We start from the raw sequence: 14,482 nt of genomic DNA on the forward strand, positions 1-14,482 counted from the left end.
TGTAAAAGGTTTAAATATGAAAAGAATAATCTTATTGATAATAGTATTAGTCGTTGGTTTAGGAGATGTATACTCTCAACAGCGCTATGGATTTGTCGATACAGAATATATTTTGAATAAGATACCTGATTATAAGAATGCACAGGAGCAATTGGATCAATTTTCAACGCAATGGCAAAATGAAATTGAAAGTGTTGCGACTGAAATTAAAGAATTACATGCAAAGTTTAGGGCAGATGAGGTTTTTCTGTCATCAGAAATGCGAACAAAGAGAGAGAAGGAAATTCATGATAAAGAAGTATTAGCTCAAAAATTGCAGCAAAAATACTTTGGTCGAAATGGAGAGCTCTATAAAAAAAGACAAGAATTAATGAAGCCTATTCAGGATGATATCTATGAGGCAATCAAGGAGATAGCAAAGTCTGGGAGTTATGGTATGATTATTGATCGTGCTAATGGGCCAACAATCATATACAGCAATGAAAAATTTGATTTAAGTGATAAGGTGCTGTATAAATTGGGTATAAGAACTAAATAAATATCAAATAAAAACTAACTGAGTATACTATGAGACAATTTTTAAAAGTAACATTAGTAGCCACTTTCCTTCTTACAGGAGCTAACTTATTTGCACAAACTGTAAAATTAGGACATATTAATTCAAATGAATTATTGTCTATAATGCCAGAAAAAGAGCAAGCTCAAAAGCAAATTCAAGCAAAAGCTGAAGAATACGATAAGCAAATTCAGGAAATGAAAGCTGAGTATCAAAAATTAGCTCAAGCATATATTGCAGATAGAGAAACTTTAACTGACGCAGTTAGAGCAATCAAAGAAAAGGAAATTCAAGAACTTCAAAATCGTATGCAAACTTTTGATGGTTTTGCACAACAAGAACTGCAAAAAACGCAGAATGAACTATTGAAACCTATTTTTGACAAAGCATCTAAAGCAATTAAAGATGTTGGAGCTGAAAATGGTTTTACTTATATTTTGGATATCAGTACTGGTGTAATCTTGTTTAATTCAGACAATAGTATTGATGTTATGCCATTGGTAAAAGCTAAATTAGGTCTACAATAGATATTCTTTTAAGATATTATAGATAAAGGTGGTATTTTAATACCACCTTTTTTATTTTTACCAATTGTGATGTAGTAAAAATTAATTGCATGAATGATAATAGGCAAGCAATAGGTGTATTTGATTCTGGATATGGAGGTTTAAGTATTTTAAATGAATTTTTAAAAGAATTGCCCGAGTATGATTTTATCTATTTAGGAGATAATGCACGAAGCCCTTATGGGACCAGATCGTATGATGTGGTATACGACTATACATTGCAGGCGGTTGAACAGTTATTCTCTATGGGTTGTGAATTGGTGATACTTGCGTGTAATACAGCCTCAGCAAAGGCACTTCGAACAATTCAGCAGTGTGACCTGCCAAAAATTAATTCCAACAAACGTGTATTGGGTGTTATTAGGCCAAGTGTAGAAGAGATTGGCTTGCGAACTAAGTCGAAGCATGTAGGAGTTTTTGGAACTGTAGGCACCGTGCGTTCGAATTCATATCCTTTAGAAATTAAAAAGTTATATCCAGAAATTAAGGTAATTCAGGAAGCCTGTCCAATGTGGGTTCCTTTGGTTGAAAATAATGAGTTTCAAACCGAAGGTGGTCGATTTTTTATTCAAAAGAATGTTGATAGTCTTTTAAAAAAAGACCCTCAGATTGATACGATAATTTTAGGCTGCACACATTACCCATTATTAAAGGAGGAAATCCATAAATTTCTTCCTGATAATATAAAACTAATTTCTCAGGGGGAAATTGTAGCGAATAGTTTGAAAGATTATTTGGTGAGGCACCCAGAAATGGATGTTAGGTGCTCAAAAAACTCGGAAATAGAATTTTTCACTACAGAGTTTGTTGATAGTTTTGAGGAAAAGGCAAGTAGATTTTTAAATCTTAGCTTAAAAGCAAAACATATATCCTATTAAAAAATAGCCTTCATTAATACGAAGGCTATTTTTATTGAAAGAAAATTATTCTATTCAATTGTTTCTTCGTCAGTTTGATACCAACTTGCGTACATAGCATAACTGTTGGCTATCCTATTGATTTCACCCTCAAGAAGTTCAGGGCTAATCTCTTTTATTTTTTTTGCAGGTGAACCCGCATAAACACTACCTGATTCTACGTGAGTTCCTTTTGTAACAACTGAGCCTGCAGCGATAATGGAGTTACTATCAATTACTGCGTCATCTAATACAACCGCTCCCATGCCAATTAATACATTGTCTTTAATGGTACAGCCGTGTACAACTGCATTGTGCGCAATAGAAACGTTGTTTCCAATATTGGTTGGTGACTTTTTATATGTAGCATGTATGGTAGCATTGTCTTGAACATTTACATTGTTGCCAAGTTTAATGTAATGAACATCTCCGCGAAGAACGGCACTATACCAAATACTACAATCGTCTCCCATTTCTACGTTTCCTATGATAGCTGCATTTTCGGCTAGGAAGCAGTTTTCACCAAACTTTGGTGATTTTCCGTTTAAATCTCTAATAATAGCCATTCTTATTTAGTTTGATTATAAATACAAAGATAATCAAAATAAAATCTGATACTTAAAGCAAGAGTATGTTGTAAAAAAAAGTTATGCAAACGATAGCATAACTATGTAGATTATCAGTGTAATAAGAATCTTGTTAATTAAAACAAACTTAAACAACAAATAAATAAATGTTATTGTTTATTCTTAATTAAATTAATAAAAAATGAATTTATGAAAATTAAGTTTGAAAATTTAACATTTTTTCACAACTTTGGTATCGACTAATTAATAGGGGTATTAATAAAAATATGGTGAAAATTATCGTAGGGGTGCAATAAAATCATCTATTTAGTCAAAAAAAACAATTCAAAGGGGTATGTATTCTATCTATAGCTTAACTAGGGATTAAGCTTAGAATTCATATATGAATAATTATTTAATAAATTAATTAATCCACTAACTAAAAATTTATGAAAAAAAGTTTAGTTTCGACGCTAATCCTAATGTTTATTGGATTGCAGGGGCTTTTAGCTCAAAGTCGAGAAGTTTCGGGGATTGTTACATCGGCTGAAGATGGACTATCAATACCTGGAGTTTCCGTAATTGTAAAAGGTACTACCATCGGTACCTCCACTGACTTTGATGGAAAATACTCAATTAATGTTCCAGACGGACAGAGTGTTCTTATTTTTTCTTTCGTGGGTATGACTACTCAAGAAGTAGCAGTTAAAGGATCTACAATGAATGTTGTAATGCAATCTGCTTCAGTTGATGTTGATGAAGTAATGGTTGTAGCTTATGGTACTGCTAAAAAGGAATCATTTACTGGATCCGCATCTGTGGTGAAGAAGGATGATATCGTAAAAGTTTCTGGTGGTATTGGTAAAGTAATTCAAGGTAAAGTTGCTGGTGTTACCGTTATGGGTGATGATATTCGTATCCGTGGATTCGGTTCGTTTTCAGCTTCATCTTCTCCTCTTTATGTTGTAGATGGTGTTGTTGGTGCCCCTAAGCCAAATGATGAAGATATCGAAAACTTTACAGTGTTAAAAGATGCGGCATCAACTGCATTGTATGGATCGCGTGGTGCTAATGGTGTAATTATTATTACTTCTAAAAAGGGTAAAAAAGATAAAAAACCTACATTTGAAGTTAAGTACCAGCATTCTGTAGAAAAAATGATTGAGCCAGAATGGGAGTTAATGAATGCTGCAGAATACTATCAGCACCAATTTAAAGGAATGGTTAATTATGTAGGAGAGAACAGAGCTTATACCTACTTTAACTATTACATGAACAATAAAAATCCATATAATATGGCTGAGCCATTCAATTTAGATGGTTCACTTAAAGACGGAGCTAAGTTGTTATATGATACAAATTGGAAAGACGAAGCTCTTGAAAATGCCTCTATGGATGAAATATATGTTGCTGCAAGTGGTGGATCAGAAAATTCTAATTACCATTGGTCAGCGCGTGTATATGATTACGAAGGGTTTGTACGCACTTCAAAGAGCAAAGGGGGAAATACTCGCTTTAATTATTCTGTAGACTTACGTGATAATTTAAAAGTGAATATCAACTCAATGATTTCTTACTATGAAGGTTCGGGTACTTATACAACTAAGGCTAATGAAAATAACCACTTGTATTTGTCATATGTGCTTTCTCCAGCTGCACCAATGTATCAGTTAAATCAAATTGATAATGGTGATGGTACTCATAGCTATGAGTATGTTTTGGATAAGCAAGGAAACAGAATTTATGACTATTCAAACCCTAACTACAAAAACTACAACCCAATTGGATTGATGGAGGCAGATTTTGATGATAATTATAGCTTTACAGCTTATTTTGCCCCTTCTATTTCGTATGAAGTAATTGATGGTTTAACATTAAAAGGTCAGCTTTCAGGAAGATTAAAAACAAGAAGAGGTGACTCGTTCCAGAATCCGTATTATGGATCAGGTTCAACTGAAAATGGACTTTCTACTAAAGAAACTTACCATGAAAGAGATTGGACTATGCATACTTCAGCAAACTATAAGTTTGAAGTTGGTGATGATCACTCTTTTGATGTATTAGTTGGTTATGAGGCTGCTGATTATGACTATCAGGATTTCTATGCTACAAAGAATGGTTATTCTCTTGGTGACATTTCAACAGAATTGTCTACAGGTAATAGCCCAAGATATGCAGGTTCATCTACAACCGAAGTTGGTTTGATTTCTTACATCTCTAACATGAACTATGATTTTAGAGATAAATACTATATGTCTGCTTCATTTAGACGTGATGGATCTTCTAAATTCGGAGAGGAAAATAGATGGGGTGATTTCTGGTCTGTAGGTTTCTCTTGGAGAGTTTCTGAAGAAAGTTTCTTGTCAGCAGATTGGATCACTAACTTGAAACTAAGAACCTCTTATGGTGTATTAGGAACCAATGATATTGGTAATTACAAATTTGGTAATTATTATAGCCTTGGTGCAAACTATGGTGGTATCACAGGTGTTTCTCATACAAACTTACCTAATGCTCAATTAGGATGGGAAGAATCAGATAACTTCTCTGTAGGTGTTGATTTCGACTTATTTGATTCTAAATTGAGTGGTACAATGGAGTATTTTAATAAGAATACTGATGGTTTATTGTATGATGTTCCACTTCCAACAACTACTGGATTTCCATCTGTACTTATGAATATCGGTGAGATGCAGAATTCTGGTTTTGAAATGGAGTTGAGTGGAAAGATTCTTTCTGGCGAATTCAATTGGAATGCAGATCTTACTATGACTTACATTAAAAATAAAATTAAGTCACTTCCAGTTGATCAGGTAATTCAAGGTACTAAGCGTTGGATTGCAGGAGACAGCCGATATGAATATTATATTAGAGAGTGGGCTGGTGTAGATCCTGAAGATGGTAGAGCTCAGTGGTATATGGATCAGGAAAATGCTGATGGAACTGTAGAAAAAGTGAAAACAAAATCTTACAGCAATGCTACAAGATATAATATGGGGCAGTCTACTCCAAAATTCTTCTTTGGCTTAAATAATAACCTATCTTACAAAGGGTTTGACTTCTCGGTTCAAACAGTTGCTGCATTTGGTCACAAAATTTATGATGGTCAGTACCAAGCATTCATGCACGATGGATCTGGTAAAGCTACTAACTTAGCAAAAGATGCATTGAATTCATGGACTCCAGAAAATACTAATACTGATATTCCAAAATACAGATGGGCTAACAATACAAGTAGTAATTCAACTTCTTCAAGATGGTTAGTTGATGGTGATTTCGTTAAAATCAAAAACATCACATTTGGTTATACTGTTCCAGAACGATTTTTGGATAAGATGTTCTTGACTTATGCAAGAGTATTTATGACTGTAGACAATGTACACTCTTTCTCTGATTACAAATCTGGAGATCCTGAAATCAGTTTAGCAGGTGTTAGTAATGGATATACCTTCAATCCTGCCACTACCTACAGAATGGGTATCAATATTAAATTTTAATCGGATTACTAAGAAATTATGAAAAATATATTTTATTATTGTTCGCAGCTTCATTCTTTTTCTCGTGTAGTGAGGATTTGATTGAAGTGGAGCCTACAACTAAGGTTCCAGCTAAGGACGTTTATAATACTGAGGATGCTATTGATGCTGTACGCATTGGTTTGTATTCGCAATTATCTTATAGAAGTGATGGTTCTCTTTATACTCTAATGTTCCCAATTTTAGGGATATTCTTGCTGATGATATGGTATATGGTGATACTTGGTATCAGGTTTGGGGAACTGAGTATGCTTATGAAACTAGAGGAACTAGTAGTGGTCCTTATCAAATTTGGAGTCAATCATATTATGCTATTGAGGTAACCAATACTATGATTCATGAAATAGATTATAGTAAGGTTGAAGGCTTTTCGGACGATAAAGCGAAACAGTATATTGCAGAAGCTAAGGCGGTAAGAGCTATGGTTCATGTTGATTTAGCTCGCTATTTTGGAAAAGCTTACCATTTGGATAATGGAGCTTCAAAAGCAGTTCCTTATGTAGATAAGATTGGTTACTCTTCAACACCTGGGGTTGTAGATCTTCCTGAAAGAAATACAATGAAGGATATTTATGCTAAAGCAATTGCAGATCTAAATGCTGCGATTACTGACCTTCCGGCTGTAAATAGTGGCAATTCAAGATACATGAATAAGAATGCAGCTTATGCTATTTTGGCAAGAATTTACATGGATATGCACATGTATCCAGAAGCGAAAGCAGCTGCTACTAACGCTTTGGATGGTGTTAATCTAATGAACAAGGACACCTACTATGAAGGTGGATTGTCAAGAGTTAATGATGAAAGTTTATTGGTATTTGTAAGTGATAAGGATAAGTACTCTAAGTGGAGAACATTTACTTCTTTCCATGACAACTGGGATGGAATGGGTGATGACTTCCGTGCTAATGAAACTTTGGTTGCATTGTTTGCTGATAATGATTTAAGAAAACACTTTTTTGCTCCAGAATCAGACCATGAATATGGTTCAGGTTATGAATATCATAAGCACTACTTAAAATATCCTGGATACGGTGTTAATGTGGCAAAAACAAGTTTAGGCTACTATACTTACGGAAAATTCCCACGTGTTGATGCGGTAATTGGTGAATCAAAAGGTTCTTTAGGACTTGGTGAATACAATTATATTCGTGGTTCAGAAATGGTGTTAATCATTGCAGAATGTGCTGCTCGAGAAGGTGCTTCTGGTGAGACTGAAGCTAAGAACAGATTACTTGAGATTCAGCAAAGAATGATTTCAGGAGCAAGTTTATCTACTAACTCAGGACAAAACTTAATTGATGAAATTATCGTTGAGTATAGAAAAGAGATGTTCGGTGAAGGTCATGGTCATAGATTAATGTTACGTTTAGGTGATGGTTTAAAACGTACAGGAGGTAATCATACTGCACTTTTAAATCTTCCAGCAGGAGATCCTAAATTCCAGTGGCCAGTTCCACAATCAGAATTAGATTCGAATCCAAACTTAGCTAAATAAGAATATTTAAATATTAAGCTAGTTTAAAATTATAGGAAGCCTGGTCTTTATGGCTATGGCTTCCTTTTTTATACAATGTCATATTGTGTTATGTAATATTCCCTACCTCTCATGACGGTATACATCCCTATATTACCGTTAATTTAATTCTAAAAGAAAATATATTTCATTAGTAAAAAAAGAAAATAAGATCTTATGAAATTTAAAAAACTTATTTCATTACTCGTTTTATTTATGGTTGTTACATCCAGTATTTTGGCTAGTGACCTAAATAATATAAAAGAGTATAAATTAAAAAATGGATTAACAGTCATCTTACATGAGGATAAACATTCATCAGATGTTTTTGGCTATGTTGTAACAAAAGCTGGAGCAAAAGAAGATCCTGTGGATCAGGAAGGGATCGCTCACTATTTGGAACATATGCTTTTTAAAGGCAATGAACAAATTGGTACAATTAATTGGGAAAAGGAAAAAGTATATATCGATAAGATTTATGCTTTGTATGAGAATCTAAAAAACACAAATGACAAGAAGGAAGAGGCTAATATTCAAAAAGAAATTAATGAACTTTCCAGAGAGGCAGCTCAGTATGCTTGTCAAAATGAACTAGACAAAGTTCTTAAAGATATTGGTTCTACCGGTCTGAATGCAAATACTAGCTGGGATAGAACAGTTTATATGAACAGTTTTCCTGATTTTCAACTTGAGAAATGGTTGAAAATTTATAGCGATCGTTTTATTAATCCAGTTTTTAGAGGCTTTCAGGCTGAACTAGAAGTTGTTTTCGAAGAGAAAAACGAATCTTTGGATAACAGAAACAGGAAAATGTATGAAGAATTGCTAGCAAAGGTATTCGAAGGACATGAGTATAGTAGAACTGTTCTGGGACGAGTAGAACATATTAAAAAGCCTTCATTGGTTGCAATGAAAGAATTTTATGACAAATATTATGTACCTAATAATATGTGTCTGATTTTAACAGGAAACTTCTCGTCTATTGAAGCTCAGCCATTAATTGAAAAATATTTTGGGCGTTGGGAACCTAAAGACCTTCCTAAAGATGAAATAAAATCTGTTAAAGATTTTAAAGAAGGAGAAAGTTTAGCACTAAAATTAGGTTATTCAAGAAGAGGATCATTAGTTTATCGTACGGTTAATAACAAACATGAGGATGCCATTACATTAGAGTTTGTTTCTCAATTATTATCTAACTCAACGGAAACAGGATTACTAGATAAGTTAAGATTGGATAAAAAAGTAGGTGGCGCCTATAGTTCTAATATGAACTTAAATGATCATGGTATTTTTACCATCGATTATTCTCCAAAGCTTCGTAAAGAAGTAATGATTGAAAAATATAAACAAACAGGAAAATATGAACCTGTATATGAATCATTCAATGGTGCTGAGAAATTGATGCTTGCTCAGGTAGAGAAATTAAAGAATGGTGAATTCCAAGATTGGAAAATTGATGCTATAAAGAAAGACTTAATAAAAGATTTTGATTTGTCATTAGAAAATAATGTTCGAATGGGAATTCTTTTAGGAGATGTGTTTCAAAAAGGTTCTGATTTGAATGAATTAAAATCTTATGCATCAAAGATTAAGGCAATTACAAAAGAAGATATTGTAAATTGTGCCCAAAAGTATTTAAACACTAATTATCTGGCACTAAACGCATATGAAGGCAAACCTAAACAAAAGAAAATAGAAAAGCCAGGATACCAACCTATTGAACCAGTTGCTGGTAACCTTTCAAATTATGCTAAAGAAATATTCGATACTAAAAATACTAATCCAAAAGAAGATTATATTGATTTTGATAAAGATTTTGTATGTGAGAATATTAGAGATGGGGTTGAATTGTATTATGCAGAAAATCCTCATAATGATGTTTTTAGTTTAAGGATAAGCTATGGTGCAGGAAATCATCAAATAAAAGACCTTGAGTATGCTTCTGGCTTAATGAATTATGCAGGAACATTGAAAAGGGATATTAGTAGTCTTAAAGAAGAATTTGCTAAAATTTCTTGTAATTATAGTATTTATAGTACAGACAATGAATTAATCGTATCTGTTAATGGAGATGAGAAATATTTGGATGATGCTTTAAAGTTAATTACCGAGTTGTTGTTGATTCCAAACTTGGATGAAGAAAAACTTGAACTACTAGTGAATTCGCAAATTTCATCTCGCTACTATGAGAAACAAAACGTAGGAGTAGTTGCCAATGCTCTTCGTCAGTATATTCTTTACGGTGAAAAGTCTGATTACCTAGACAGAAAAACCATTGATGATCTGGACAAATTATTGGTGAGTAAGCTAGTTGGAGTTTATCAGGATGCTACAAGTTATGGTGTTGAAATGCATTATTGTGGAGCAAAAGACTTTAACTCAGTTAAGCAATCAATAATGAGTAATTTGAACTTTAAGTCAGATTTGAAGCCTAGATGTGAAAAGTATTCGCGTGAAATGAATACGGTTGAAAATGATGAAATATATTTTGTACACGATGCTGATGCTGTGCAATGTAATATTTTCTTGTTTGTGAATGGTGAGATATTTGATCCTGCCGATCTTTCAAAAATTATGGCATTTAATAATTATTTTTCTGGTGGATTTAGTGGAATCGTATTGCAAGAAATTCGAGAAAAAAGATCTCTTACATACGGTGCAAGTGCACAATATGGTTTTGGCCTGAAAAGCAAGCCAGCATATTTATTGGGCGGGACCAAAACACAAGCAGATAAAACGGTTGAAGCGGTTAAGGTATTTAAAGATATCATTAAGAATATGCCTGAAAAGCAGGATAGAATCAACAATGTTAAAAGCTATTTGACACAATCATTAATGTCCGGTAAGCCAAGTTTCCGAAGTATTACTCCAACAGTGAGTCGATGGAAAGAATTGGGGTTTACTGAAGATTTGAATCACAAAATGGCAAGTGAAATTAATTCATTACAATTTAAGGATATACAAGATTTTTATAAGAAAAGTATTGCAGGAAAACCAATTGCTATTTGTATTGTTGGAAACAAATCAGAGGTTGATGTTAAGGAATTAAAACAAATAAGTAAGCTTAAATTCATTTCAAAATCGAAACTATTTTCAAGTAAATAAGCGAGTTTTTAGTCATTTGACTTTATTATAAGAAGCTGTTCTGTTTAATTATCAGAGCAGTTTTTTTTTATGTATTTATATTTGAGAGTATATAGACCTTTTTGTATTTAATTTGAATCTAAATATTAAAAAAGCTCAAAAAAAATTAACAGTAGTAAGCATATATTTTTCCAATGAGATTTATCTACGCAAACGATTTAGGTAACAAGGTTGAATATCAGTGTTGTAGTTTAGTTTTAATTTGTAAGCTATTGTAAACAAAAAGCTTTTATATTGTAAGTGGTCTTAAGAGCAATTATTTAGAATTAAAAAGTCAAAAGAAAAAAAAAGATTTGATTTTTTAAGAATTTTTTACACTTTTTGACACTTCAGATTTGATAGGGGTATTAAACTCTGATAATTGGATATTTAATGTAATCAAACATTATTATTCGAATTTAGTAGAGAAAAATTCTAAAGGGCGCATATTCTTTCTATGATCTAATTTAAACTAGATTGTAGAGTGTATATATAATAGATGTGTATTAATTGTTAATTAACCACTAACTAAAAGTTTATGAAAAAAAGTTTAGTTTCGATGCTAATCCTATTTTTTGTAGGATTGCAGGGCGTTCTAGCTCAAAGTCGAGAAGTTTCTGGGGTGGTTACTGCAGCTGAAGATGGGCTGTCGATCCCTGGTGTCTCGGTAATCGTAAAAGGTACAACCATCGGTACCACAACCGACTTCGATGGAAAATACTCTTTAAATGTTCCTGAAGGTGAAAATGTTTTGGTTTTCTCTTTCGTAGGTATGACTACTCAGGAATTAACTATTACAGGTTCAACTTTAAATGTTGTAATGGAAAATGAATCCATTGGTGTTGAGGAAGTAATGGTTGTTGCATATGGAACAGTAAAAAAAGAATCTTTCACTGGTTCTGCTGGAGTTGTTGGCGCTGAAAAATTAGAAAAGCGTACGTTATCATCCGTAGGTCAGGCTTTAGAAGGTTCAACAACAGGTGTACAAGTGGCTGCAACTTCAGGTCAGCCTGGTTCGGCCCCAGCAATCCGTATTCGTGGTTTTGGTACTTTGAATGGAGATGCATCTCCTCTTTACATTGTAGATGGTTCTCAATATGAAGGTAGTTTGGCTGATCTTTCTCCAGAAGATATTGCTCAATGACAATTTTGAAGGATGCTTCATCAACAGCTCTTTATGGTTCTCGTGCTGCAAATGGTGTTGTAATGATTACAACTAAACAAGGTAAGAAAAACCAAGGGAAAGTTAAGATTGACTTCAAAGCAGTAGGAGGTATTGTTTCTCAAGCTATTCCTCATTATGAGACAGTTGGAGCTAAAGATTATTATGAGTTAATGTTCCAATCTTATAAGAATTCGTTAATTTATGGTACTGGAGCTGATCCTGCTGATGCTGCTCAAACCGCTGCTACTGGAATTTATAGCAAGCTAGGTTATAATCCATTTAATGTAGCTAACGGTGAGATTGTTGACGCTAATGGTGTAATTAACCCTAATGCGAGTGTTATTGCTAAAAGTCTGGATTGGTACGATCCAATTGAGCAAACAGGTAAGCGTCAGAATTATAACTTATCTGCTTCAGGTGGTGGAGAAAACCATAATTTCTATTTCTCTTTAGGATACCTTAACGAAACAGGTTATGTTGTAAATTCAGATTTTGAGCGTATTAATACACGTATGAACGTGAATGTTACTCCTAAGAAATGGCTTAAAATGGGAACCAATATGGCTTGGTCATTTACAGACAAAGGTTTAGCATCGACTACAGATGGTAATACAAGTTTTGGTAACCCTTTCCGTTTTGCTCGTTATATGGGGCCTATTTATCCAGTTTATATTGTAGATCCAACAACAGGAGATTATATTTTGGATGAGGCAGGTAATAAGCAATATGATCACGGTAGTGGTTATAGTCAATATGGAATTGGTGGTCGTCCTGTTAATATTGACAGACATATTGTTGCTGAATTGGATTACAATTACAACAATACCAAAACAAATATTGTAAGTAACAGATCTTATGCAGAGATCACTCCAATGGAGGGATTAAAAATTTCTACTAATGTAGGTGTTGATATTCAGAACTATCACCAGAAGGATTTTGAAAATAAGGTTATTGGTGATGGAGCCCCTGATGGTCGTTACAACGAAACTAGATACAGACAAACTGCAATTAACTGGAATCAGTTAATTAACTATTCTAGAACTATTGGTGAGGACCACAACTTTGAAGTGTTATTAGGACACGAGTCTTATAATTTGGAATATACATACCTATACGGTATGAAATCTAAATCTATCGTTACTGGTATTAATGAGTTTGACAACTTTGTAACTCCAACATCTTTAGATGGTGCTACTTACGAAAAGAAAACAGAAGGTTATTTTGCAAGATTAAAATATAACTTCCAACACAAGTATTACTTCGAAGGATCTTTCCGTCGTGATGGATCTTCAGTTTTTCATCCAGATGAAAGATGGGGTAACTTTTACTCAGTAGGAGCTACATGGAGAATGGATCAGGAAGCTTTCATCCAAGAGATTAATTGGATTGATCAGTTGAAGTTTAGAGTTTCTTATGGTGAAGTAGGTAATGATAGAATTGGTACTTCTAGATCAGATTACTATGGTTATCAAGCTTTGTATACACCATATCCTAATGCTAATGAATCAGGAGTTAAATGGTCTACAATTGGTAATGAAAAATTGACTTGGGAATCTAATAAATCATTTGATGTTGCTTTAGAATATGGTTTGTTAAACAACAAAGTTCATGGATCGATTGAATTTTATCACAAGATTTCTGAAGATCTATTATACAATATGCCTTTACCATCGTCAATGGGATTAAATTCTCAACCACGTAACATTGCTACTTTGTACAACCAAGGTTGGGAAATTGGATTAGGAGCTACTGTAATTGATAATGATGATTTCAAATGGAATGTAGATGTTCAAGCTTCTACAGTGAAGAATGAAATCACTAAAATTCCTGATGTATTTATTAGTGGTTCTAAACGTTGGGCTAAAGGACACTCTATCTATGACTACTATTTGTATGATTACTATGGTGTAGATCCTAATACTGGTGAAGCTCTTTACCATGTTTGGGAAAAAGGTGTAGATGGTGAGACTTATAGAAAATATGATGACAATGGTAACCCAGTACTAACTACTAATGAGCAAGAATCTGAAAAGGGTTATACCGGTGATTCATCTATTCCTGACTTATTTGGATCTATCTCAAATACTATCGATTATAAGAACTGGCAATTAAGCTTCATGTTTACTTATGCAATAGGTGGTAAAATTCTTGACTATAACTATCGTGACTTAATGCACGGTGGTGATTATGGTGATGCTCTTCATGTGGATATGAAAAATGCATGGAAAAAACCAGGTGATATCACTGATGTTCCAAGACTTCAAAATGGTAATTCTCACCTAGCACCAACTTCTGACAGATGGTTAACTGATGCTTCATATTTATCTCTTAAGAATGTGAATTTAAGTTATACTTTCCCTAAGAGTATGATTAGTGATTGGGGATTAAATTCATTAAAAGTGTTTGCATCAGGTGAAAATTTATTCATGCTAGCTAAGCGTGATGGATTGAATCCACAGGAGGCATTTTCAGGTACTACTAGTAACGTATACCTTCCATCTAGAGTTGTTTCGTTTGGTGTAAATGTTTCATTCTAGTGATGTTATAACTAAATAATT

9 protein-coding genes are annotated in these 14,482 nt (G+C 33.5%); 8 read left to right on the forward strand and 1 reads right to left on the reverse strand.

What is annotated here, in order from left to right; genetic code table 11:
• Positions 1-16: 16 nt before the first annotated feature.
• From JCM15579_RS00605 to murI, 3 genes are all read left to right on the forward strand, one after another.
• Positions 17-538, forward strand: a complete 522-nt coding sequence (locus JCM15579_RS00605; protein WP_054714235.1) for an OmpH/Skp family outer membrane protein — start codon at positions 17-19, stop codon at positions 536-538.
• A 29-nt stretch (positions 539-567) separates the two neighbouring features.
• Positions 568-1,083: an OmpH/Skp family outer membrane protein gene (locus tag JCM15579_RS00610; RefSeq protein WP_054714238.1), complete on the forward strand. Its 516-nt coding sequence runs from the start codon at positions 568-570 to the stop codon at positions 1,081-1,083.
• An 89-nt stretch (positions 1,084-1,172) separates the two neighbouring features.
• Positions 1,173-2,000, forward strand: a complete 828-nt coding sequence (gene murI, locus JCM15579_RS00615; protein ID WP_054714241.1) for a glutamate racemase — start codon at positions 1,173-1,175, stop codon at positions 1,998-2,000.
• 50 nt (positions 2,001-2,050) lie between these two features.
• On the opposite strand, the gene JCM15579_RS00620 is transcribed toward murI, so the two are convergent.
• Positions 2,051-2,584 (reverse strand): gamma carbonic anhydrase family protein, encoded by a 534-nt coding sequence (locus JCM15579_RS00620; RefSeq protein WP_054714244.1) that lies wholly within the window; start codon positions 2,582-2,584, stop codon positions 2,051-2,053.
• A 449-nt stretch (positions 2,585-3,033) separates the two neighbouring features.
• Here JCM15579_RS00620 and JCM15579_RS00625 point away from each other — a divergent pair, with 449 nt between their 5' ends.
• From JCM15579_RS00625 to JCM15579_RS00640, 5 genes are all read left to right on the forward strand, one after another.
• Positions 3,034-6,081, forward strand: a complete 3,048-nt coding sequence (locus JCM15579_RS00625) for a SusC/RagA family TonB-linked outer membrane protein (protein ID WP_054714246.1) — start codon at positions 3,034-3,036, stop codon at positions 6,079-6,081.
• 244 nt (positions 6,082-6,325) lie between these two features.
• Entirely contained in the window at positions 6,326-7,618 is a 1,293-nt protein-coding gene (locus JCM15579_RS00630; RefSeq protein WP_054714249.1) for a RagB/SusD family nutrient uptake outer membrane protein, read from the forward strand.
• Between the two features lie 195 nt (positions 7,619-7,813).
• A complete protein-coding gene (locus tag JCM15579_RS00635; protein WP_083464481.1) occupies positions 7,814-10,741 on the forward strand; it encodes a M16 family metallopeptidase in 2,928 nt (975 codons plus the stop codon).
• 556 nt (positions 10,742-11,297) lie between these two features.
• Positions 11,298-11,903, forward strand: coding sequence for a carboxypeptidase-like regulatory domain-containing protein (locus tag JCM15579_RS20500; protein ID WP_218186004.1), 606 nt, complete (start codon positions 11,298-11,300; stop codon positions 11,901-11,903).
• Positions 11,900-14,461: a SusC/RagA family TonB-linked outer membrane protein gene (locus tag JCM15579_RS00640; RefSeq protein WP_218186005.1), complete on the forward strand. Its 2,562-nt coding sequence runs from the start codon at positions 11,900-11,902 to the stop codon at positions 14,459-14,461. The genes JCM15579_RS20500 and JCM15579_RS00640 overlap by 4 nt, the downstream gene beginning before the upstream one ends.
• Positions 14,462-14,482 lie beyond the last annotated feature (21 nt).

Origin of the sequence: Marinifilum fragile JCM 15579 (assembly GCF_001310955.1) — a bacterium.
GTDB classification, from domain to species: Bacteria; Bacteroidota; Bacteroidia; order Bacteroidales; family Marinifilaceae; genus Marinifilum; species Marinifilum fragile.